The 22661-nt window shown below is 69.6% G+C and carries 18 protein-coding genes; 4 read left to right on the top strand and 14 right to left on the bottom strand.

Annotated elements, in window-relative coordinates; all coding sequences use genetic code 11:
* Window positions 1-253 precede the first annotated feature (253 nt).
* The 12 genes from ACZ52J_RS34855 to ACZ52J_RS34800 all read right to left on the bottom strand — a co-directional run bounded on the left by ACZ52J_RS34855 (window position 254) and on the right by ACZ52J_RS34800 (window position 12726).
* Window positions 254-1405 (bottom strand): DnaB-like helicase N-terminal domain-containing protein, encoded by a 1152-nt coding sequence (locus ACZ52J_RS34855; protein WP_465624532.1) that lies wholly within the window; start codon window positions 1403-1405, stop codon window positions 254-256.
* Entirely contained in the window at window positions 1405-1647 is a 243-nt protein-coding gene (locus ACZ52J_RS34850) for a hypothetical protein (protein ID WP_360268729.1), read from the bottom strand. The genes ACZ52J_RS34855 and ACZ52J_RS34850 overlap by 1 nt, the downstream gene beginning before the upstream one ends.
* Before the next feature lie 312 nt (window positions 1648-1959).
* Complete coding sequence (locus tag ACZ52J_RS34845; protein WP_465624530.1) at window positions 1960-3744, bottom strand: type IV secretory system conjugative DNA transfer family protein; 1785 nt, start codon at window positions 3742-3744, stop codon at window positions 1960-1962.
* A gap of 49 nt (window positions 3745-3793) precedes the next feature.
* Complete coding sequence (locus ACZ52J_RS34840) at window positions 3794-4291, bottom strand: hypothetical protein (protein WP_465624528.1); 498 nt, start codon at window positions 4289-4291, stop codon at window positions 3794-3796.
* Between the two features lie 34 nt (window positions 4292-4325).
* Window positions 4326-5084, bottom strand: a complete 759-nt coding sequence (locus ACZ52J_RS34835) for a hypothetical protein (protein WP_465624527.1) — start codon at window positions 5082-5084, stop codon at window positions 4326-4328.
* Between the two features lie 280 nt (window positions 5085-5364).
* Window positions 5365-6870, bottom strand: coding sequence for an ATP-binding protein (locus ACZ52J_RS34830; protein WP_360269087.1), 1506 nt, complete (start codon window positions 6868-6870; stop codon window positions 5365-5367).
* 24 nt (window positions 6871-6894) lie between these two features.
* Window positions 6895-7344, bottom strand: a complete 450-nt coding sequence (locus ACZ52J_RS34825) for a DUF6238 family protein (RefSeq protein WP_360269084.1) — start codon at window positions 7342-7344, stop codon at window positions 6895-6897.
* 33 nt (window positions 7345-7377) lie between these two features.
* Complete coding sequence (locus ACZ52J_RS34820; protein WP_465624524.1) at window positions 7378-8847, bottom strand: SCO6880 family protein; 1470 nt, start codon at window positions 8845-8847, stop codon at window positions 7378-7380.
* A gap of 147 nt (window positions 8848-8994) precedes the next feature.
* Window positions 8995-10446, bottom strand: coding sequence for an SCO6881 family protein (locus tag ACZ52J_RS34815; RefSeq protein ID WP_465624522.1), 1452 nt, complete (start codon window positions 10444-10446; stop codon window positions 8995-8997).
* A gap of 14 nt (window positions 10447-10460) precedes the next feature.
* Complete coding sequence (locus ACZ52J_RS34810) at window positions 10461-11063, bottom strand: hypothetical protein (RefSeq protein ID WP_465624580.1); 603 nt, start codon at window positions 11061-11063, stop codon at window positions 10461-10463.
* A gap of 92 nt (window positions 11064-11155) precedes the next feature.
* Entirely contained in the window at window positions 11156-11464 is a 309-nt protein-coding gene (locus ACZ52J_RS34805; protein WP_188308008.1) for a DUF6112 family protein, read from the bottom strand.
* 80 nt (window positions 11465-11544) lie between these two features.
* The gene (locus ACZ52J_RS34800) at window positions 11545-12726 is read right to left on the bottom strand and encodes a C40 family peptidase (RefSeq protein ID WP_465624520.1); all 1182 of its coding nucleotides are present in this window, start codon (window positions 12724-12726) and stop codon (window positions 11545-11547) included.
* 576 nt (window positions 12727-13302) lie between these two features.
* Between ACZ52J_RS34800 and ACZ52J_RS34795 the strand changes: the two genes are divergently transcribed.
* Window positions 13303-14049 (top strand): DNA-methyltransferase, encoded by a 747-nt coding sequence (locus ACZ52J_RS34795; RefSeq protein ID WP_360252398.1) that lies wholly within the window; start codon window positions 13303-13305, stop codon window positions 14047-14049.
* Between the two features lie 85 nt (window positions 14050-14134).
* Here the strand turns inward: ACZ52J_RS34795 and ACZ52J_RS34790 are convergent, their stop codons facing one another.
* Window positions 14135-15082: a DUF5655 domain-containing protein gene (locus ACZ52J_RS34790; protein ID WP_360252395.1), complete on the bottom strand. Its 948-nt coding sequence runs from the start codon at window positions 15080-15082 to the stop codon at window positions 14135-14137.
* A 543-nt stretch (window positions 15083-15625) separates the two neighbouring features.
* Here ACZ52J_RS34790 and ACZ52J_RS34785 point away from each other — a divergent pair.
* Genes ACZ52J_RS34785 through ACZ52J_RS34775 form a run of 3 tightly spaced genes read left to right on the top strand, consistent with a single transcriptional unit; the run spans window position 15626 to window position 21467 of the window.
* Window positions 15626-17200: a type I restriction-modification system subunit M gene (locus ACZ52J_RS34785; protein WP_360252392.1), complete on the top strand. Its 1575-nt coding sequence runs from the start codon at window positions 15626-15628 to the stop codon at window positions 17198-17200.
* Window positions 17193-18386: a restriction endonuclease subunit S gene (locus ACZ52J_RS34780; RefSeq protein WP_360252389.1), complete on the top strand. Its 1194-nt coding sequence runs from the start codon at window positions 17193-17195 to the stop codon at window positions 18384-18386. The genes ACZ52J_RS34785 and ACZ52J_RS34780 overlap by 8 nt, the downstream gene beginning before the upstream one ends.
* Window positions 18387-18389: 3 nt before the next feature.
* Window positions 18390-21467 carry a type I restriction endonuclease subunit R gene (locus ACZ52J_RS34775; RefSeq protein WP_360252386.1) on the top strand — a complete coding sequence of 1026 codons (3078 nt, stop codon included), beginning with the start codon at window positions 18390-18392 and terminating at the stop codon, window positions 21465-21467.
* Between the two features lie 170 nt (window positions 21468-21637).
* Here ACZ52J_RS34775 and ACZ52J_RS34770 read toward each other — a convergent pair whose 3' ends face one another.
* On the bottom strand, window positions 21638-22573 hold the full coding sequence (locus ACZ52J_RS34770) for a restriction system modified-DNA reader domain-containing protein (protein ID WP_465624516.1): 936 nt from the start codon (window positions 22571-22573) through the stop codon (window positions 21638-21640).
* Between the last annotated feature and the right edge of the window lie 88 nt (window positions 22574-22661).

The raw sequence follows: 22661 nt of genomic DNA, 5'->3' as shown, positions 1-22661 counted from the left end.
GGGTTCCAGGGCGGCGGTTTCGTTGACGTCGCCGGCGCAGGAGAGGACGTACCGCTGCGGGCTCGCGAGGGCGGCCAGGACGTCGGAGGCCGCTTCGGGGGCGGACAGGCGGCTGGTCGGGTTCAGGTGGGTCAGGTGCCGGGCGGCGTCGGCGAACTGGTCGGCGCGCGCGTGGAGCTGCTCACATTCGCACCGGGCGAGGGTGAAGTCCATAGTGGCTGGGCTCCCGTGGTGGAGGGGACGGGGGATCGGTTCAGCGCGAGCGGGCGGGGGTTCGCTGGGCCGTTGCGGCGACGGGCGGGGCGGTCCTTGGGGCGGGCGGTGGCTGGGGGCTTCGGGAGAGTGCCGCGCGTACCCGGGCCTCAGGGTCCGAGCGCCCTGCCGGGGCGGCCTTCCCTGCTGCGGGGGAGAGGAGTTGGTTGGCCGTGTGCCAGCGGGCGCGTACCTCGTCGAGCGGGCCGAGGGCGTGCAGCGCCTGGCCGATGAGGCGGCCGGGCGCCATGGCCGAGCCCTCAGCGAGTGCTTTGATCGCGGCAGCGGCTCCGGCGGCGGTGCGGACGACGGAGGAGCGGATGACCTGGTCGCCCAGCCATTCGGCCGAACCCGCCCCCGGTCCGCCGAAGAGCGCGTCGAGCTGTTCGCGCGAGATCGTGCCATCGGCCAGCAGGCCGCGTCGCTGGACCTCCCACAGGGCGGTCACCTCGTCGATCGGCTCGCCCCGGTGGTGGAGGGCGCCGAGGCAGCGGTAGACCTGGCCGTGGCCGGCGTCGGCGAAGTCACCGGGCCGCAGCCAGTCGTAGACCTCGGCCATCGCCGCCGGCTGGCTGACGAGGACGGCCAGGAGGAACCGCTCGTCCTCGGCCTCCTCTGGCCCGACCGGCGAGGGAGGAGCGGTCGGGCCCGTTGCGGGCGGCGGGATGGGCCGGGGCTCGGCGCTCCAGCGCCGGGCGAGGTCGCCGAGCACACCGGTGAGGACGTCGGCGTGGTGCAGGACACCCTCGACCTCTTGTGCTTCGGCGTTGATCCGGGCGACGTGCTCCAGGCGGACGGCGTGCTCCAGCACCGTGCGGTGGATGGATCCTTCGAGGACCATCCGGCCGTACACCGGGGCGTTTTGCGGGCGCGGGCACGCGGCGATCAGGGTGTGCGCGTACGAGGCGCTCAGCCCGCGCACCTCGCGGCCGGCCTCGGCGAGGGTGTCGGTCACCCACGACAGCGGCACCGTGCCGTCAGCTTCCCGGACGGGTCGCCGCTCGGTGCTCAGGGTCCGCATCGCGGTGAACAGGGCGCGGTGGGCCGGGCGGTAGAAGTCGGCGGGCGTCAGCCAGGCCAGCGTGTCGAACTGGGCCGGGTCGAGCAGGACCGCGCCGAGAAGGGCTTGCTCGCCCTTGAACAGCGCGTCCATCACCGCTTCCCCTTCCGCTTCTTCGGGGCGGCTCCCTGGTCGTCCCGCAGCCGGGCGACCTCGCGGTCGGCGGCGGCCATCGCGGTGGCGAAGCGGTCAAGCTCACCGGTGAAGACAGGGTCGGTGGCCAGGATCGAGCCGGTGTCGGTGATCAGCCACCACTGGCCGCCCCGCCGGACGACCGGCGCTCCGGCCAGCAGAAGCGAACGGCGGCGGTCTGCAGGGGAGTTGGTGTCGAACACGAAGACCTTCCAGGAATCGATCGGTGGTTCAGCGGCTGCGGCGGGCGGTTACCGGGCCAGCCACCGTGACGGCATCGGCCGGAACTGGCGGCGTCGCGGCGCTCGGCGGCCAGGAGCAGCGGTGCGCTGCTCTGAACCCCCTGCGCCAGGGAGATAACTCTCAGGGCGGTGGAGGTCGTTGTGGTTGCGGACGGGGCCTTGGCGTGGGCGGGTGGGCGTGGCATACCCGGTTGGAGCAGAGGAGGGGAAGTGGCCGTGGCGGCGTTGGCCGAGGAAGGGCGGACTCCTGGTCGGCGCCGCCGGGTGGGGCGGTCAGGCGGAGAGGGTGAAGTCGTCGCGACCGGTGGTGCTCTTGGCGAGGGCGCGCTCGGTGATGGCCTGGGTGGCGCGGGCGGAGGCCGGGCCGATCTCCTCGGCGGAGCGCTCCTTGTACCAGGGCTTGATGTTGAGCATCGCCACCCGCATGCCGGTCGCGAAGAGCAGGATCTTGCCCTTGGGCAGGGCGCGGATCTCGTCGGGCGGCAGGATGCGCTCGGTGCGCATCGACACCGACATCGACTTGCCGCTGCCGGAGTCGGACACGGAGACGGTCTGCACGTCGTGCTCGCCGATCTGCCGAGACAGCTTGTCCGCGAAGTCGGCGTCGTCGATACCCGAGCCGATGACCTTGACGGTCGCCGCGGACCACAGCGCGTCCATTCCGGCTTCTCCCCAGCAGCGCTGACCCTGCCGGTAGCTCTGCAGGATGGTGATCGGGATGACGCCCCGGCTGCCGAGGTGGGAGTACAGGTCCGGCAGGTCGCTGATGCGGCAGACGTTCGCGGCCTCGTCGAGGACGCAGAGCGCGGGCGGGTCGAGCCGGCCGCCGGATCGTTCGGCGACGATGACGGCCGCGCGCATCACCGCGTCGGTCGCAGCGGCGATGATCGCCGATGCGCTGCCGCCGCCGTCCTTGCTGAGCAGGAACAGCGTGTCGCGGGAGGAGGCGAAGTCGAACGGCTTGAACTCCGCAAGGTCGGGCGTGGGGGTGACCCAGGCGGCGATGTCCGGGTCGAGCAGGCAGCTCGCGTACTGGCGCGCCGTCTCGTAGATGCCATCCCTGGTCTCGGTGGCGCCGGTGACGGTGCCCTGGAGCTGGGCGGCGACCGCGTGGTGGCCGGCGTCGGTGAGCAGGTCTACGGGGGTGCGATCGGAGGGGGAGGCGAGCCAGGCCAGCACGTCGGTGATCGGGCGGCGGTGGCTCGCCGCCGCCAGGAAGAGAGACCCGAGGGTGTTGCTCGCCGCGGTCGACCAGAAGTCGGAGCCGCTGGACTCGTCCACGCTCGCGGTGACGAAGTGCCCGGCCAGGCGCTTGGCACCGGCCAGGTCGCGGGCGTCGGCGAGGATGTCCCACCACATCTCGCGCGGGTGGTGCGCGATTTGCTGGGGGTCGAGCGTCCAGACCTTGCCGACCTTCGCACGGGCGTCGACACACGCCGTAAAGGCGTCATTGGCGGCCTTGTTCGACGTCAACAGGACAGGTCCGGGGGCTGCCAAGATTGCGGGGATCGCGATGCCGCTCGTCTTGCCGGAGCGGGGCGCCATGATGGCGACCATCACGTCCTCCCACGAGGCCCGGACCTCGGCCTTACCCGGGGAGAGCGTGCCGATGGGGATGCCGCGGTCGGCCGGGGCGATGTCCTTGACATCCCTCAGACTCGGGCGCAGGCTGCGGGCCTTGGCGGTGACCTCCTTGTTCAGCAGCGGCGCGATGTCCGCAGACCGGGCCATGCCGCTCCTCGTCCCGGAGCGGTGGCGCAGCCACAGGATGAGCGCGGTGCCGGCGAGCGCGAGGGTGAGCGCGCCGGGAACGATGCGGGTGCCGGCCAGGACGGCGACCGGCTCCAGGTGGGGCCACAGCCGGTCGGGGTGAAGGAGGGCCTCGGTGGCATGGAACGGCACCCAAGGGCCGGACCCTACGAGGCAATTGGTGAAGTTGCCGGTCAGCCAGGCGAGTGAGCCGAAGGCGAGGGCTACGCCGACGACGGCGAACAGGAGATAGAGGAGCGCGTCCGTACCGGTGGTGGTCGACGGCGCGCCGGTGCGCGGGGCAGGCAAGAGGGAGTCCAGGAGGGTGCGAGCGGACGGAGGGCGGGGCGCTGGCAGGTCAGACGAAGGGGTTCTCAGTCGGCCGGTCGGTATCGACGGCCGCCTCCAGCAACTCGGGCAGGTCGCCTGGTTCGCAGGCGCGCTGGTCGATCCACCAGCCGGCGCGGGTGACCGTTCGGGCCTGGTCCTCGATCAACTCCCACTCGGGTTCCGCCATGCCGGCGTCGAGGACGAGCGCGGTGTAGGCAGCGGCGAGGACCTGGTGGCGGCACCGCATGCCCCAGGCGATGCCCTTCTCGGTGCCCTCCAGCGGCGGCATGCGGTACTGCTTGGACCAGTCGTCGGACTCGGCCTGCTCCGTGGCCCGCTTGGCCTCCAGCCACGCTGTCTTCTCGGCCTCGTGACCGGCCTTCGCCGCGCGCCAGCAGTCGGTGCACTCCTGCTTGGCCAGCCACTCGGCGAAGCCGGCCCGGCGGTCGGCCGGACGGTTGCCGAGGTCGCGTTCGGCCTCGTGCCCGCACGAGTGGGTGATCTGCCAGACCTTCTTCACGGCCATGCGCTCTGCTCCTTGAAGGGTGGGGTGGGGACGGTCAGCGGGTGCGGGCGAAGGCGATGCGCGGGTCGACCGGCGCGGGCGGGGGGCTCGCCGCGATGGCGGTCGACTCGGTGGCGGGTGCCTTGAGCGCGGCCTCGTCGACGCGGAACTTGTGCGTGGTAAACGCCTGCCGGACCGCCGTGCGGTGAGCGGCGACGTCCTCGGCGAGCTGGGGCTGCATGGCGACCTGGAAGTGACCGCGCCGCAGTCCCGTGACGGTGTGGGCCACCACGTCGAGGGACTCCTCCCGGGTGCCGGCCGGGGGGAGGTAGACGTCCAGTTCCCGGTGGTAGCGCCAGCCATCGGTGTCCAGGAAGATGCCCGGGTTGAAGGTCAGGTCGTCGTTGACGGCGGCGACGATGCCCAGGCTCGGGTGCTCGGCGATGGCGACATCCGGGCCGGCGTCCTGCACGGGTGCACGCTGCGGCCCGGGGACCTCCGGTATGGCGCGCGCCTGTCGAGCTTGGACCCGTTCCTGGCCATTGGTCTTCTCGGGAGCCAGGGACATGTCGGTGTCGACGCGGTAGCCAGCGCCGGTGAGGAGCTTGGCGGCCCAGGCGGCGCGCTCGGGGGCTTCGCAGTGCTGCTCTGTGAGCGTGTACAGGCGCGGGTTGCCGGGGAGGCGCTCGAAGTCGAGGCGTTCCAGCATCCACTGAGCGGCCGGGTTCTGGGCGGGCAGGGAGGCGACGATGCCGTAGCTCGGGTGGTGGCCGATGGCGACGTCGGGAAGCTGGGTGGGTTCGGTGGCAGGCACGGTGGGTTCCGCTTCGCTGGTTCGGACAGGGGCGACCGGGGCGGTGGGGACGGCTTCGGGCGGAGCTGATGATGCGGAGAATCGGGAGTTTGGCCCGGCCGGGCTCTGCTGCTAGAGCTCACGTCAGCCGCGCCGGGCAGCACGCATTGCGCGCGCCGCAAGGCCGGGGAGGCGGCCCGCTGCGGACGAGGACGACGGGGACCCGCTCCTTGCTGTCCGGTGTGAGGCGTGAGTTGTCCGTGGCGGAACCCGTGAGTTCAGGATTTCTGCCGTATGCAGGTCATGCGGCCATGCGGAAGTCGGTGTCGTACAGCTGCTTCTCCCTGCTGTGGAGGAGGTGCTGGACGATGAAGGAGAGCGAGGCGACCTTCCACAGGCCCCGGCCGCGGGTGAGGGCGGCGATGGCCTGGGCTTCTACGCCGGTGAGGCCGAGCAGGGCCATGGCTGCGGGGATCTGGTCCGATTCCTGGCGGTAGATGATCCTTGTGCTGCAGTCGCCCAGGAGGCCCTCGGCGAGAACTCGCCCGCGCGATCCGGCGTCGCCCGCAGACAGCAGGTCGGAAAGCCGGTGCAGGATCAGCAGGTTGGCGATGCCCAGGCCGCGGCTGAGCTTCCACTGCTGCTGCATGCGTTCCAGCAGGCCGACGTGGCGCATGATTCGCCACGCCTCGTCGTAGATCACCCATCGCCTGCCGCCGGATGGGTCTGCGAGGGCTGCCTCCATCCAGGCGCTCGCGCAGGTCATCGCGAGGACGAGGGCGGTGTCGTCGCCGCTGCTGCCGAGTCGGGACAGGTCGATGGAGAGCATCGGCGCGTTCGCGTCGAAGACGACGGTGGACGGTGCGTCGAACATCCCGCTGAGATCGCCGTGGACCAGGCGGCGCAGGGCGTGGGCGAGGTCGTCGGTGGCGTGGCCGAGGCTTCCGGCCTGGCCGCCGAGGGCGGCGTCGAGGCGGTCGGGGCGGCCGAGGATGTGGGCGATGTCGCCGAGCAGTGGCACGGTGCCGGCAGCGTCGGTGTCGGCGACGACCAGGTCGAGCGCGACGTCGAGGCCGGTGTGCTCCATCGGCAGCAGGTCGCGCTTGAGCACGGTGGCCGCGAGGCTGGCCAGCAGGAGCAGGCGGCGCTTGCGGACCTCGCCGCTCCAGTCCTCCTCGTTCACCCCCTCAGGGCGCTGCGGGGCGTCCAGCGGGTTCAGCCTTCCGGGGAGGCCGGGGCCCAGGGCGATGGTCTGGCCGCCGAGCGCCTCGGCCAGCCCCGACCACTCACCCTTCGGGTCGCTCGGCACGTAGATCTTGTAGCCGTGGGCGATGGCGCGGGTGGCAATCGACTTGGCGAGCGCGCTCTTGCCCATGCCGATGACGCCGCACAGGATCGCGTTCGGGTTCGTGAACCCTTCTATCCGGCCGGAGTTGTAGAGGGTGAAGGGGTCGTAGCAGAAGCTGCCCTCGGCGTGGAGGTCTCGGCCGATGAAGATCCCCTCGGCTCCGAGGCCGGCTTCCGCAAGGAAGGGGTAGGCGCCGCCTGCGACGGCGGTGGTCAGGCGGTGCTTGGGCAGACGGAGCTTGCCGCCGCGGGCGGAGGCAGGACCCGGTCGGCCGGCAGCCGGGTAGACGGGCTGCAGGTCCGCGTCGGGTCCGCTGTTTCGGGGGCGTTCGGCGGCGGGCTGCGCGCGGCGGGCCTTGGTGCGGGCCTGGGCGAACTCGGCTCGGGCCGCGCGCTGTTGGGCGCGGGTGCTCTTGTTCGGAACGAACAGGGGGCTGGCGGTGGCGCGGTTCCTGGGCATGATCACGGATTCCGGGGTGCAGGGTCAGCGGCGGACGAGGCCGGTGAACGGGGCGTGCAGGTCGGCGGGGGTGGTGCGGCGGCGCACCAGCTGCGCGGTCTCCTGGTGGCGGCGGCAGATGGTCAGCTCCGGCGCGCCTTCGGGCAGTCGGGCGCGGCAGGCGTCGGGGCCGGGGACCTCGCCGCTGCCGGGCCGGGGCGAGGCGTGGTAGGCGGCGTGGAGGTGGTCGGCGGCCTGCCACAGGCGGGTGCGCGCGGCCTTGAGGTGGTCGCCCTCGGCCGGCAGCAGCGGGAAGGTGCGCTGGGCGTGGGCGTCGAGGAGGCCGTGCAGCGCGACCAGATGCTCGTGGAGCGAGTCGAGTTCGGCGCGGGAGGCGACCAGCGGGCCGTTGGGGAGGTTGAGCGCGCGGTGGAAGTCGATCGCGGCGGTCGCGTAGGGGACGAAGTCCTGTGCGACGGGGGTGGTGGCCGGCATCGGGTGCTCTTTCGGAAGGCGGGAGGGCCGGCATCACGCGGCGAGGGCGAACGGCAGCGCGGCGGCGGTGAACGCCTCGGCCTGCTGCCAGGTGAGCGGGCGCAGGTCGAGCTGGGCACCCACGGCGGCGGTCTCCACCACGGCGCAGGCGGAGCGCAGTTCGTCCTCGGTGTCGGCGGAGACGGTCAGCAGGCCGGTGAGGGCGACGTCGGCGTGGCCGGCGATCAGCTGGCGTTCGCGGTCCTGGATGTCCTGGTACTCCACGGAGTCGGCCTCGCTGGAGACCTGGCCCTTGCGGGCGCGCTCGGCGGAGTCGGCGATCACGCTGGCCTTCTTGCGGCGCACGTCGCGCAGCGCCGAGTCGAGGTCCTGCGGCTCGTACGCGAGGGAGACGGTGCGGCGCACGCCGGAGGCGAACATGACCTGGTGCAGGAAGCCCGGGTTGACCTGCGTCCTGGGCCAGTTCTCCACCCAGTAGGTGGTGTGGTGGGCGGAGTCGGTGGAGATGTGGTCGGCCTTCTCCACCACGACGACCGGTCCGGCGGCGCCCGGGTCGGCGGACGGACGCCCGTCCTCGGACCAGCGGTCCAGCGCCGCACGGGACTTCGGGTGGTAGGCGGTGCGGGCGACGGCCGCGATCTCGCCCGCGGACAGCCAGCCGGCCGGGGTGAGGCCGGCGGTGCGGGCGGACTGCTCGAACGCGGAGGTGAGCTGGGCCAGGACGGCGAAGGCGCCTGTCAGGCCGCCTCCGGCCTGGTTGATCAGCCGCCGCGCGCCCTTGAAGTCCAGGGCGATGGCGACGTACGCCTCGTGCGGGGCGGCGGCCGGACCGGCGCCGCGGATCAGCTCTTCGTACAGCTCACCGGCGAGCGGGGTGTCGGGGCGGCCGTGCTCCTCCCAGTACCGGCGCAGCGCGTCGCCGGTGTCGGGGACGGTGCGCTCGATGACCTGGATGCGGGCGACCTGGCCGGTGCGGGCGAGCGCCGCCAGGGAACGTCCCCACCCGCTGACGTTGGCGTTCTGGGTGCCGGGGTCGAGGAGGGCGTAGGCGCGGGAGGAGACCTTGACGATCGCGGTGAGGGTGCCGGCGTGCGGGTCGTGGACGGCGCCGTGGCGGCCATCGGGAGCGGTGACCACGCGCAGGCTGGCCGCGCTGCCGGGCAGGTGGAGCAGGCCCTCGCGCACCGGGCGGGAGGAGGGACGGGCGAGCCAGATCAGCTGTCCGTGCAGGCGCCGCAGGCCGTAGCGGGCGGCGATGGGTGCCCAGTCGGCGAGGGTGCGGCCCCGGTAGCGGATGAATACCAGGGCGGCGACTCCCGCCCACAGGGGTATGAGCTGCAGGGCGCCGGTGACGCCCCGGGTGATGAGCACGGCGAGCAGCAGCAGGCCGGTGGCGGCGCAGGTGGTCAGCTGCGGGGCGCTCAGGCCGAGCAGCACGCCTCGGCGGCTGCGGTGGGGGAACTTGACGGACGCAGGGGTGGCGTCGGGTGTCGAGGAGGGCATTGGTGTTCCAGAAGGGGTGAGCGTGCGGGCGGTGGGCGGGGCGCGGCGCTCTTCTGGACGTCATCGCGGGTTCTCCTTCCGGGGGCTCGGGGGCGGGGCCCGGGGTGGGCGGTGGGCTGCCGCCCACCCCGGGTTACGGGGCTCTGGTCAGGAACCGGGCTGGGTGGGCCGGTTCGGGAAGACGAACCGGCCTGGCTCCGGAGCGGGTGCTCCGGCAGGGGACGGTGCCGGGGCGGCCTGGCCTCCAGGTGCCGGTGCGGAGGCCCCGGGCGTGGGCGGGCTCGCGGCCTGGGGCACGGCGGTTCCGGACGCTGGGACCGTGCCCGTCGCGACAGCGTCCTGGAGGGGCGGTGCGGCCGGGGACTCGTGGCCGCCGCCGGACTGCGGCTGCCCGTCACCTTCCCCGGGCGAGGCCCGGGTGACCAGGGCCGGCAGGCCGGGCCGGGTGACCAGGGCGCGTCCGCGGTCGCCGCCGGCGTTCGTGTCCTCGCCGAAGCGGAACTTCGTCGGCTGCTGCGCGGGGCCGGCGTCGATGCCTTCCTTGCTGATCCGGCCGGTCGGGTCGATGCCGGAGGCGGTACCGCCCCCGCTCATGCCCGGGACCTGGGCCGGGCCCTGCGGCGCCGGGACGCCGGTGCTCATCTGCATGGCCAGGGAACCGGCGGTCTTCGCCGCCCCGGCCGCGACCGCCATGCCGGCCATGCCGGTGCGGTGCGTGTCGTCGTGGCCGCTGCCGTCCGTCGCCCAGTGGACGAACTTGTAGACGGCGTACGGGCACAGCAGCACCATCACCATGATCACGACACCTGCCAGGGCGTCGGACAGGGCGGCCATGCCGTCCTTGGCGTCCGTCTTGCCGAGCGCGGAGACGCCGACGAGGAAGACCACCGTCATCAGCAGCTTGGAGACGATCAGGGTGGCGGTGGCCTCGATCCAGCCGCGCCGCCACCGCTGGGCGACCTCCCAGCCGCCGCCGGCACCGGCGAAGGCGGCGAGCGCCACCAGGATCAGCACGCCGACCTTGCGAGCGACCATCACGCCCCAGTAGAGGAACGCGCCGATCGCGCTGCCGACCGCGACCAGGGCGGGGATTGCCCAGCCGAGGGGGAACATGGCGCCGAACTGCGACACCTTGATCATGCGCCTGACCGCGTCGGCCACGCTGGTGTGCGCGGCTTGGAACAGTCCGGCCGACAAGGCGTCGACCACGGTGACCGCGACGGCGGTGAAGCTGATCGCGCCGAAGGCGAACAGGACGCCGGTCATCGTGCCCCAGCCGGCCTTGGCCAGCGCCCGCTCGTCCCGCCGCCAGGCGGCCAGGACCAGCTGCGCGCAGAACGTGCCCACGGTCAGGATCAGCCCGATCGGCAGGATCAACTGGTAGTTGTCCCGGAACCACGGCGCCGACAGGTCGATGGCCGTGGTCTCGTCGACTGCCTTCGCGCACAGGTCGACGGCGCTGGCCGCCAGCTCGCCCATGCTCTTGGCGATCCACGCGCCGATGCCATCGGTGATCGACTTGCCCGGGTCGCTGACGAAGTTGATGCCGTCGACGACGTTGCAGACCTGGGCGACCATCGGGAGGTTGCAGATATCCACGAGGAACTCCCAGGTCAGGGCGCCACGGCCGGCAGCACACCGGCCAGAGCACACGGGCGGTCAGGACGGCACTGCACGGCGAGGGTGGCCGAACGGTCCTCGGCACCACCGGCCGGGGCGCCGTTCCAGGAGAGCGACTGCTTCCCGGAGACGGTCACGGCGTAGACGTACGCCTGCGTGATCGCCCCCGGATCCGCCTGCAGCGCCCTGGTGAACCGGTCCGGGAAGTGCGCCTCGTCCGCGGTCGCGGTGGCGAACTGCCCGGAGTCGGCCATCCGCCCCCACAACACCGGCGAGGGCACCAGGCGATCGACCGAGTCGGCGTCGACGTACTGCCCCTCGCTGGTCAGCCACCGGTGGAGGGAGGCCACCAGCTCCGGCTGCGAGGACGAGCGGGTGTCGTACGACCACAGCGCCACCGCCGCCGCCTTCGCGAACGCGATCGGATCGTGCGTCGAGGGCGGACCCGCCAGCGCTTTCGGATGCCCGCCCGGCGTCGCCGAGGCCACCGCGCCGGAGGCTACGGGCGAACTCGCAGCCATGGAAGCCGGGTTGGCGGCGTCACGGCCGTCCCGGGTGAGGTAGGCGAGAAGGCCGGCGCAGGTGATGAGCAGCATCAGGACGATCGAGCCCAGCAGCGCCCGGCGGCGCACCACCGGGCCGCCGAAGTCCCCAGAACGGGCAGGGCGGTTGAGGGAACGTTTCTGCGTCACTTGATCTGGCCGCCGAGTCCGGAGAAGAAGCTGACGACCCCGTTTGCGGCGCCCAGCAGCAGGGCGGCGCCCGCGCTGACGAGGACGCCCTTCTTGCCGTTGGCCTCGGCCTGGTGGCCGCCGGAGTGGTGGCCCCACGCCCACACCCCGGCGCTGACCGCGAGGGCTCCGACGACCGCCACGATCCCGAACAGATTCAGGCTGCCCATCACCTGCTTGAGGACCGAAAGGCCGGGCAGACCGCCCTCGGCGGGGGCGATGCCGGGATCGTAGGCGAGCTGTACGACTGCGTCCGCGAGATACAAGGGAAGCTCCAGAGCAATTCAGGGCGCGCGAAGGCAGCCCGAAGAAGAAGGGGGAGGGAGAGGGGAGGCGAGGGTGCGCGTCAGACGACCCGGCGGACCGCGAGGATCTCCGGCCGCCACGAGGCCAGGGTCGAGATCGTGACCACGTCACCGGTCTTCGGCGCGTGCACGATCAGCCCGCTGCCGATGAACATCCCGACGTGCTCCGGCACGGCGGCACTGCCCCGCGTGAACAGCAGGTCGCCCGGCTTGAGCGAGTCCGGCGAGGCGGCGGTGCCCTGCTTGACCTGGTCGTACGTGGTCCGCTCCAGCGAGACGCCGGCCGACCGGTACGCCACCTGCATCAGCGAGGAGCAATCACACCTGCCCATCGGGTCCGCGCCATGGGAGTTGGCGCAGGTGCCGCCCCACTGGTAAGCGGTGCCGAGTTGGCCGAGCGCCCACCGGATGGCAGCCTGCACAGGCTGCGGTGCGTCGGCCGGGATCGTGTAGCCGCCTGGCAGCGAGCCGGCGGGGATCGTGCCGAAGTCGCTGCCGTCGCCGCCTGCCGTGGGCGTCCCGCAGCCGCCACCCGCGGTCGGGCTGTCGCTCGCGCCGGCCGTTGGGGTCGGTGCCGGTGTCGGGTTCGGCGTGGGCGAGGTGTCGGAGGCAGGGGCGAGCAGCGGCGCGAGGGCTTTCTGGAGTGCCTCCGCCAGCGGCTGCCACTTGGCGTAGGCGTCGGGGAAGCCGGAGCGCTGCACCGCCTGGGCGGCCTGGGTGACGGTCATCGACCCCCAGCCGCTGACCTTCTGCAGCGCCTCGTAGAACTTCGTCGAGGCGTACACCGGCTGCATGATCTGCTCCGGCGTGCCCCAGCCCTGGCTCGGCCGCTGCTGGAACAGGCCCAGCGAGTCCCGGTCCCCGCCGTTGACGTTGCGAAGCTCGCTCTCCTGCACCGCCGTTGCCAGAGCGACGACCTGCCCGCGCACCGGGATGTGCATCGCGACCCCGGTGGCCTGGATTGTCTTTGCGTTGGGGATCTGCTCGGACGGCTTGCTCAGCCCGGCCACGGCCGGAGCCGACAGCGGACTGGAGCCCTTGAGGATCGCCTCGACCTGCGCCGCCACCGCCGAGGAATCCACACCCTGTGAATTTCCGCCGGGAGGGCAGGAACTGGACGTGGCGGCCGAGGCGTTGCCCGCGCCGACGATCGCGACGGGCAGGGCCAGCACCAGCGGACCGCACGCGACGACGCCGACGAGCGCGCCGACCGTCTTCTTCATGACGGCTCCCGGTCACCGGGCAGCGGCAGACCGGGTGGCGTAGTTGGATGAGGGCACGGGTGTGCCAGGGCATGCTGCATCGCAGCGGCTCCTCGGGGGTTCGTAGGAGAACGCGGTGCCGGCCTCTCGTGCGAAGAAGTCGCCGGCACCGCGCCGGTGGTGAAACCGCCCTCGTTCAGGGCGCTCCCGGGTCAAGGGAGTTGGTAGCTCCAGGACGCCGGTCTCGGGTCACGCGCGGCAGCCAGCCGCGCTCGTAATCTCAGCCGGAACACGACGGCGCTCCTCGGGATCGGGGGAAGGGGAGATGCTGCCCGCGTGGCTCCGCGAGCACAGGGCAGCACGGATCAACACGCCCCGGGCCAGGGCCGTTTGGCCTGCTGCCCGGTCGGCATGGCGAGACAGTAGACGCGAAAGTCAGCCGCACCAAACGACCCAGACCAGGCCCGGAACCCCCACCAACGCCCGTTAGGTACGGCCGCCGATCGCGGCTACCTTCCTCGGCATCCCCGCTGCCGACGGCTGCCGTCCGGCGCCGCCCGGAGCGGGCCCAAGCGCCATGCCCCGAAGGAAGACCCCATGAGCTACAAGCTGCACCGAGGCGACGCCCTCACCGTGCTGAAGACCCTCCCGGACGAGTCCGTGAACGCCGTCATCACCGACCCGCCGTACAACAGCGGCGGGCGTACCAGCTCCGAGCGCACCAGCCGCGACGCCCGCGCCAAGTACGTGCAGACCGGCTCCGCCCACGACCTCCAGACCTTCCCCGGCGAGAACCGCGACCAGCGCTCCTACCGCTCCTGGCTCACCGAGCTGCTCACCGAGGCGTACCGGGCGAGCACCGAGCACTCGGTCGCCATGGTCTTCAGCGACTGGAGGCAGGAACCGACAACGAGCGACGCGCTGCAGATGGCGGGTTGGACGTGGCAGGGCACCATCCCCTGGATCAAGCCCGCCAGCCGCCCGCGCAAGGGCGGCTTCAAGCAGAGCGCCGAGTTCATCATCTGGGGCGTCAAGGGCACCCTCGACAACAGCCGCGCCCTCTACCTGCCTGGCCACTTCATCGCCAGCCAGCCCCGCAAGGACCGCGTCCATATCACCCAGAAGCCGCTGGAGATCATGCAGCAGCTCGTCCGGATCTGCCCCGAAGGCGGCACGGTCCTCGACCCGTTCACTGGTAGCGGCTCCACCGGCGTCGCCGCCCTACGCGAAGGCCGGCGATTCGTCGGTGCCGAACTCTCGCCCCACTACGCCGACGTCGCCGAACAGCGGCTGCGTGCCGAGCTGACCAAGGACGACCTCGTCCTCGCCGGACCGGAGGCGTGAGCGTGAGAACCGCCACCCGGCCAAGGGGCCGAAGACGCGAAAGGGCGGCCGGAGCACCAGACTCCAGCCGCCCTTCCCCGCCCCGTCAGGACTCCTCGACCGCCCGCCGGATCAATGGCACCGCCTTCTCCACGTCCGCCGAGGAGGCGATCCGCACCTCCAGGTCACCGGTCCCCAGGTGACCGATGCCGCGGACGTCGCGGGTGAAGCCCTCCTCCAGCTCCACCGTGTCCGGGTCCAGCCGCAGGTACACCAGCAGCGCCTGATGCGACGGCGACGGGCGGAAGACCACCGACGCGACGTTCAGCAGCCGCTTGTAGGCGATGTAGTGCTTGAGCATCACCACCTCCAGCTCGCCCGCCGCGGTCAGCGCCTCGTCAAGCTCGCCGTACAGCACCCGCAGGCACTCCGGCACCTCCACCTGCGAGGGCCCCGCCGGCACCACGACCACCTCCGGCTCGTCACCCGCTTCGTCGGCCGGACCGGTTGGCACCGGCGCGGCACCCGAGGCGGAGAAACCCGGAACGGTCTCGACCAGCTGCAGCGTCAGCAGGTCCGGCCCGAAGATCCGGTAGCGCACCAGGTCAAGGCGGTGATCTCGCTGGTACAGCGACGCCGCCGCCCGGTCATGACGCGAGAACTCGCCCGCCACGCAGATCACCCGAGGCCGCTGCCACTGGAACGACTCCGCCACCTCGGCGCCCAGCCGTCTGCGCACCAGCGCCTCGAACTCGTGCCGGTGCGCCAGCAGCCAGACCAGGTAGGACCCAGCCTGGGTGATCACCCCGGCATCGCGCCCGCGCTTGAACTCGATGACCACCGGCACGCCGTCCTCGTCCAGCCCCAGCGTGTCGATCCGCCCCTGGTGCCACGGCCCCGTCGAGTACTCCGACGCCAGGAACCGCACCCCCAGCATCGCCTCCAGCGCCCCCTCGACCCGCTGCTGCAGCTCCCGCTCCCGCGCCACCGTCGAACCCCGCAGCTCGACATCTCGGCCATCGGCACCCCGCCGGAACACCTTCAGATCGGCCACACCTGCCCCCTTTGCACGACCGTACGGAGAGATCAATCGAAATGAGGAATGATGTATTCCACTTCAAGGTATCCATCGTGGCTCACCCCCTGGCCGGTGGTTTCAGGACGACCGTGATCCGAGTAGTCGATGGATGCTCATCGCACTCGGCGAGCGCGTCACCGCGTTCGCCGGTGCCGAGGTGGAGTTCGTCCGGACCGCGGTCACCCCGGAGCAGACTGAGCGGTACCACGGCTTTGGCATCGCCCTGGCTCCTTCGCCGGAGGATGCCGTCCCGGCGAGGTCGCGCGGGATCTGTCGGGCGTGCTTCGCCGGCAGCCAGACGCGGGGCGTCTGGCCGTTGTCGGCCGCGCCGCCTGCTTGTCCTGGGGGAGGGATATCGTTGGCGAGTCGCCCGCACAGGGACTACGACACCCCGCCTGGGTCCACCCAGCAGCACATGCTCGGCGCGCACACGCCGAGCATGCTCGAAGTTGGGTGACAGGCGGAAACACCACGGCCTTCGGGTCGCCGCCCTTTGACGAGCAAGGACACCCCTGACTGATGGCAGTCACCCAGCAGGAGATCGAGAGCCGGTTGTGGGACGCCGCCGACGAGTTGCGCGTGGCGATGCCCGAAGCGCAGTACTCCTCGGTCGTCTTTCCGCTGATGTTCTGGAAGTACCTGTCGGACACGTGGGAGCACCGTCACCAGGAGTTCTTGGCTGAAAACGAGGGCCTGGACGGTCTCTCCGTCGAGGAGGCCCGCGAGATCGAGTACCGCGACTACCAGTCGTTCGATATTCCGTTCATCCACCCCGGCACCGTCCAAGAACGGCGAGCCTCCTGGACGTCGATCCTCGGCACCATCACCCAGCCCGGCCTCGGCCAGCGGGTCCGGGCCTCCCTGCAGGCAATTGAGACGGCTAACCCTGACAAGTTCTCCCGCATCTTCGGGTCCATGACCTGGGCCTCCGAAGAGGTGCTGTCAGGCGAGGTGTTGGCGGCGGTCATGCAGGCAATGGACCGCACCCCGAAGATGCACGAGGGCAACATGTCCTACGACGTGCTCGGTGGGGCGTACGAGTACTTGCTGAAGCGGTTCTCGGACGGGTCCGGCACCCGCGCCGGCCAGTTCTTCACCCCACGTGAGGTCGTCGAGCTGATCGTCGAGGTCCTGGACCCCAAGGGCTTCGAGTCAGTGTACGACCCGACGTGTGGGTCGGGCGGCATGCTCATTGCCTCTGCGAACCTCCTGAAGGATCACGGCGGGCGTGGCTACACGCTCAGGCTGCACGGGCAGGAGGCCGTACCGGACACTGCGGGCGTGGCACGCATGAACCTCTTCATGCACAACCTCACCCAGTTCCAGGTCGAGGTTGGCGACACCCTGAAGGAGCCGCGCTTCAAGAAGTCGGACGGATCCGTCGAGCAGTTCGACGTGATCCTCGCCAACCCGCCCTACAGTCTGAAGTGGAAGCCCTGGACCAGCGACCCGCGTGCCCTCGGCGGGGTCGCCCCGCAGTCGTCGGCGGACTGGGCGTTCGTGCAGCACATGATTGCCAGCATGAACCCGAGGAATGGTCGAGCCGGCGTGGTCTTGCCGCACGGCGTTCTCTTCCGCGGCGGCCAGGAAGCGGCCATCCGTCAGCGCGTTCTGGACGAGGACCTGCTCGAAGCGGTCATTGGCCTGCCTGCCAACCTCTTCTACAACACCAGCATCCCCACGGCGATCCTGGTGTTCCGCGCGCCCGGCACCAAGGCCTCGGAACGGCAGGGCGGCGTGCTATTCATTGAGGCCTCGAAGCGGTTTACCAAGGCCAAGAACCGCAACATCCTGGCCGACGCCGACATTGCCGACGTCGTGACCGCCTACAACTCGAAGTTTGACGCAGAGGGTAACCCAGTAGACCTCGACGGCGCAGGCGGGCTAGCGGCGCGATTCGTCACCGCCACGGAGATCGTGGCGAGCGGGTACGACCTCAACATCGGCAGGTACATCAAGCAGGCTGCTGCTGAGCAGGAGGACCTTGGCACCCTCATCGACGCCTACAACCTCGCTCGAGCTGAGCGGCAGAAGGCCGAACAGCGCATGCTCGCTGTTCTCGCTGGTGCTGGAATCGAGGGCTTCGATGAGTGAATGGCGGCACGTTCCTGCGGGGAAGATCGCGCGTCAGCGGCGTGAGATCGTCCGCCTGGAACGGGGAATCGAATACCGCACGATGGGTGTGCGGTGGTATGGCAAAGGCGCCTACGACAGGGGTGTCGTAACGACTGAGACAGTTAAGGCCAAGTCTCTCTACCGGGCCCGAGAGGGAGACTTCACATTCAACCGGATCGACACTCAGAACGGCGCATTCGATGTCGTCTCTGCTGAGCTTGACGGCGCCCTGGCGACGAATGAGTTCCCCCTCTACGAAGTGAACGACGAGGAAGTAGAAGCGCGTTTCCTGCGCCTCAATTTCCAGCGAACGGAAGTGTTGCGGCGGATCGGTTCCCTGCGTGCGGGCTCTGAGGGACGTGCTCGATGGAAGGAAGCTGACTTCGAGGCGTGGATGGTTCCCGTGCCGCCGCTTCCTGTCCAAGTTCGGATTGTTGAGGTGATTGCCGCGGTCGACGAACAGATTGCCGCACTCGACACCGAGGCCGAGGCATTGGAGCGCGTGTCGATGGCCATCGCCGGAGACATGCTTTCCAACGAACCAATCGTGGTGCTCGGAACGATGCTCGATGACATTCGAGGGGGGAGGAGTCCCCAGGCAGACAAGCGGCCCCCAGGCGCTGACGAGTCTGGCGTGTTGAAGGTCAGTGCGGTCACGTCCTTCCGGTTCCTCTCAGAGGAGTCCAAGACGCTTCTGCCTGGCACCTCTATGCCTGAGTCCGCGCTTGTTCAGCCCGGCGACGTACTCATCACGCGAGCGAACACGCCTTTGCGTGTTGGGGCCGTCGCGAGAGTCCCCGCCGATGTTCGGAACGGCCTCTATCTCGCTGATAAGACTCTTCGCCTCGTCCCGTCGTCAAACCTGGACCCTGATTTCCTTGTGGTGGTGATGGCGCTGAAGTCGGCCCGGACCCACCTTGCGAGTTCGGCTACAGGCACCAGCGCATCAATGGTCAACGTCAGCCAGGATCGCATTCGTGAGACACCGATCCCGCTTCCTGGCCTGGCCCGGCAACGGGAGGTTTCCTCCGCCGTGCTGTCCGTTCGCTCGAACGCTGATGCGGCACGTGCTGAGGCCGCGCGCCTTCGGAATACACGTTCTGGCCTACTCACGGGCTTGCTGGATCGCACCATCGAGATCGAGACTGCAGAGCTGGAGGTCTGAGCCGTGGCGAAGGGTATTCGGGAGCGCGAGTTCCAGAACTTAATGATCCAGTGGTCTCTCCCAATGGGCTGGGAGTTCACTGCGGGGCGGGCGTTGCCGCGTGAACTGACGCAGACGGTGGTCGCCTCCGAGCTGCGGGATGCCATCGTCAGGTTGAACCCTGGGGTGATCAATGGGTTTGACGTGGACGGCGTGGTCGATGAGATCACCGCGACGGTCAATGCCGTCGAGGGCGGGCTGGTACGGGCCAACGAGCAGGTTCTGCACCTGATGCGGGGGCGTAAAGAGTTCCGGGACACAGACGGCGTGTGGCACGCCCTGAAAATCATCGACTTCGAACACCCGACTGCCAACACGCTGGTCGTGTCCGACGAGGTGACCATAACTATTCCCGGCAAGACCTCCCGCCGGTTCGACCTTGTGTACTGGGTCAACGGTCTACCACTGGTAGTGGCCGAGGTGAAGTCCCCGACCGCGGAGTCCGGGTGGATCGACGCCGCCCACGAGATCAACAACGTGTACGCAGCCGAGTACCCGTGGTTCTTTACCCCCAATGTCTTCGCTGTCGCTTCTGACGGACGGAAGATTCGGTTCGGTGCCGCCGGCACGCCGACGAACCTGTGGCAGCCGTTCCGGTCCACTGCCGACGACGAGAACCTGTCCGGGCAGGACGACGTGAAGCGCTCCGTCGAGCTGCTACTCAACCCGGTCACCGTCCTGGACGTGCTGGCGAACTTCGCCCTGTTCGATACCTCCGGGGGCAGCGTCGACAAGAAGTACCTGCCCCGCTATCCGCAGATGGAAGCCGCCCACCTGATCCACGAGCGAGTCCTAGCTGGCGGCCAGAAGGGACTGATCTGGCACCATCAAGGCAGCGGGAAGACGTTGCTGATGGTGTTCGCCGCCTCGCTGCTGCTGGCCGACACCCGCACTGAGTCACCCACGATCATCCTGCTCTCGGACCGGACTCAGCTCGTCCGACAGACCTCCGGGGTGTTCACCTCCGCGATGGGGAACGCCTACTTCCACAAGCCCGCAACTAGCCAGGAGTTGCGTTCCCTGCTGGCCGACGACGTGCGCGGCGTCATCTCCACGACCGTCCACAAGTTCGCCGATGCCGGCAAGAACCTGTCGACCCGGAGCAACATCATCGTGCTGGTCGACGAGGCACACCGTACACAGTCCGCCAAGGAGAAGTCCCTGGCCGGGCAGATGCGCGCAGCGTTGCCGCACGCGAAGTTCTTCGGCATGACCGGCACCCCCGTCAGGAACCTCGCCACCGACACCTTCGCTCTCTTCGGCGAGGAGACCGACCCGGGCAGGGTCCTGCACCGGTACTCGGTGTCCCGGTCTCTACGGGACGAGGCAACCGTCCCGGTCATGCTGTACCCCCACCCGCTGTCCTTCGAGATCAACGATCAGGAATTGCAGGCCGAGTTCGACCAGTTCGCCGATGACTTCGACCTCGACGACCCCGACCGCGAAGCCCTGTCCCGAAAGTTCGGGCGCCTCACCTCCGTGTTCGCCAACCCCGACCGCATCCACACGGTCTGTCAGCACATCGTGGACCACTACCTGGCTGGCGCCTACCGCAACGGCCTCAAGGCCCAGGTTGTCGCCTACAACCGTGAGCTGGCCGTGGCATACACGGAGAAGATCAACGAGCTGATGGCCAGCTTCGAGGCGTCACAGGTGCTCGCCGAGATTGGGAAGCATGACCGGATCACCGCCGAGGTGAACATCTCTGTCTCGGACGCCAAGAACGAAGACCCCGCCATGCGGGCATTCCAGCTCTCGGAAGCCGAAGAGGAGGAGCAAAAGCGGCGATTCCTCACCCCGGACGACCCGCTGTGCTTCCTGGTGGTCACCGCGAAGCTGATGACGGGGTTCGACGCCCCCAACGAGGGCGTCCTCTACCTGGACAAGCCGCTGAAGGCCCACAACTTGTTCCAGACGATCACCCGCCCGAACCGCACCTGGGTTTCCCCGACCGGGTTCGTGAAGACCTCGGGCGTGGTCGTGGACTACATCAGCCTGGGCGAAGAGGTCCAGCGGGCCGTCGCCGACCCCGCCTCGGAAGGGGCCGGGAGGGGTGGCGGGTTTGTCACCGACCTGGACGTGCTGGTCGGCGAGTTCCGCATCACCTTCGCCTGCATCGAAGACCTTCTCGTGGACGTGGATGGTCTGGACCTCGCTGTCCACGGATACGAGTCCGTGCGAGCCATTAACGTCTTCCTGGCCGCCAACCCTGGCGCCGCCGAGGTGTTCGCCAAGGACTACCGGCTCCTGGCGCACCTGTATCCGCTCATCAGCACCGACAAGCGGGTCACCAAGTACCGGGAGGGCTTCGGGCTGTTCGGGTCCGTGTACACGACCCTGTTCAAAAAGTCCTCTGACGAGGAGAGGAAGGAACGGCTGGCCGAGCTGGGGCCCATGGTCCTAGAGATCATCAATGCCCACGTCCACTCCTTCACTGTGGTTGCCTCTCAGGAGGAGGCCCTCGTCCTGGATGCTCAAGGCATCGCCATACTCAAGGAGCTGCTGGCCCTCGTCCGTCCTAGGTCCGGCAAGGGGGACGGAGAGGACAAGACGCCGCCGTCCGCCGCGGAGATCCTGGACCGCATCAAGGCCGCCCTCGACAAGGGCGTCGAACCGGGCTCTGCGAAATACACCGCCCTCGCAGAGCGGATCAAGCAGCTGCGGGACCGGATCATCCAGAACTCCCAAGATGCTCTGGAGTTCCTGTCCGAAGCACTCCGGATCGCCCGCGCCATCGTCAACGCCGAGAAGCACCCTGACAATGCCGTCGTCGTGCTGGACGACGACCACGTGGGTGTCCTATCGCGGATCATCCACGACCACGCTCCGACCGGCCTCACAGTCACGGAGAGGAACCTGGCCGAGGAGATCGACCAGGTGGTCACTCGCACCCTCGCCCGGTCATGGGACAACGCCGACGCTCGCAACCGAGGCGCCCGGCGCGCCACGGCCGCGGTCTTCCGCCGGTACATGCTGAAGCCGGTGGGGGAACCGTATGACTCCACCGTTGCCTACATCGAAGCCCACTACCTCGTTGACTGACAGGTACACGAGGCCCGGCAACCATCGCGGTTGCCGGGCCTCGTACTCGGGGAGTGTGCCGCCGAGCTGGTCACTCCGGCGAACTTCTAGGCGTTTGACCTGCGTTGCCTGGAGCCGCACGCTGACGATGCCAGGCACTCGACCATCGCTTCCTATTGCCGAAGGACGCGCTATTCCAGCAGCCCCCGCTCCAGCGCCTGCCGACGCACGTTGAACAGGCTTTCCCAACCGTATTCGGTCTCTACGTGCCACAGCTTCCAGCCGTTGCAGGAGCCTCGATTGAGTACGATCTGACCGGCGGTGGAGAGGCTGTCGTACGGAGCACCGTTCTCCAACTGGACTCGGCCGTCGCCGAGGAGGACAGCCTCGTAGGTGTTGCCCTTGTTCGTCGCCCTGAGCGTGATGCCCGCCTTCAGGAGACCGCTGGCGATGAGCTGGGCCGGTGAGATGCCGTAGTGCGCGCGCCTGGTGGCAGGCCTGACCTCGGCCACACCCTGGGGCATGGTCAGCCCCAAGCCTGTCGGTTCCCAGATCAGTTCACACAAGCGCCGGTACAGCTGCTGCCGCTCCCCGATCGCGGAGGGCGGAAAGGTTTCCGGGTACGGGCGGACCTGCTTGACCAAACCGTGAAGGTCGAGGAAGCGTTGCAGGCGCGGGTGTCTCGTGTATACCGCCGGATGCAGAGAGGCTGCCAGCACGTTCTGTCGCTGGTAGTGCTCCAACTTGCGTTCGTAGACGTCGTCCCGGTAGCTGGCGTTGTCCGACTTCGGGAGGAGTAGCAGTGCGCCCAGTCTGTCGCGCTGTTGCCGGAACCGTTCCTCGCTGCCTACCTCCTTGTGCCGTTCGTAGTGGTTCTCCCAGATGTGCTCGATCTCGTGGGGGCGGGAGCCAGCCAGGCCGAGGTACTCGGCGGTGCGGTCAGGGTTCTGAGTGCCTTCCTCAGCGAAGGCCGTCATCCGGGCCAGCAAGTAGCGCACCTGCTTGCGGTTGTCACCGCGGAGCCCGAAGGTGTTCAGCCCCGAGAAGTCGTAGCCCAGTTCCGCCACTTCGCGACCGAGCACTGCTGACAGCTCGTCGAGCCCTGAAGCCTCGCGGACCAGCGGCACTAGTACTCCAGTGCGACTTCGTGATCTATCCGGTTGAGGGGCTGGCGAGTCGCCGCCGGTAGTGGCTTCGGCGGGCTACGGCCTGATG

It is taken from the genome of Kitasatospora sp. NPDC034035, assembly GCF_055575755.1.
This window is presented reverse-complemented; position numbering and strand designations above follow the sequence as displayed.

Coding starts and splice junctions, on each gene's coding strand:
- ACZ52J_RS34840 (WP_465624528.1), bottom strand. CDS start 4,291: ATGGCCGTGAAGAAGGTCTGGCAGATCACCCACTCGTGCGGGCACGAG.
- ACZ52J_RS34785 (WP_360252392.1), top strand. CDS start 15,626: ATGGCAGTCACCCAGCAGGAGATCGAGAGCCGGTTGTGGGACGCCGCC.
- ACZ52J_RS34800 (WP_465624520.1), bottom strand. CDS start 12,726: ATGAAGAAGACGGTCGGCGCGCTCGTCGGCGTCGTCGCGTGCGGTCCG.
- ACZ52J_RS34795 (WP_360252398.1), top strand. CDS start 13,303: ATGAGCTACAAGCTGCACCGAGGCGACGCCCTCACCGTGCTGAAGACC.
- ACZ52J_RS34825 (WP_360269084.1), bottom strand. CDS start 7,344: ATGCCGGCCACCACCCCCGTCGCACAGGACTTCGTCCCCTACGCGACC.
- ACZ52J_RS34820 (WP_465624524.1), bottom strand. CDS start 8,847: ATGCCCTCCTCGACACCCGACGCCACCCCTGCGTCCGTCAAGTTCCCC.
- ACZ52J_RS34855 (WP_465624532.1), bottom strand. CDS start 1,405: ATGGACGCGCTGTTCAAGGGCGAGCAAGCCCTTCTCGGCGCGGTCCTG.
- ACZ52J_RS34780 (WP_360252389.1), top strand. CDS start 17,193: ATGAGTGAATGGCGGCACGTTCCTGCGGGGAAGATCGCGCGTCAGCGG.
- ACZ52J_RS34830 (WP_360269087.1), bottom strand. CDS start 6,870: ATGCCCAGGAACCGCGCCACCGCCAGCCCCCTGTTCGTTCCGAACAAG.
- ACZ52J_RS34810 (WP_465624580.1), bottom strand. CDS start 11,063: ATGCTGCTCATCACCTGCGCCGGCCTTCTCGCCTACCTCACCCGGGAC.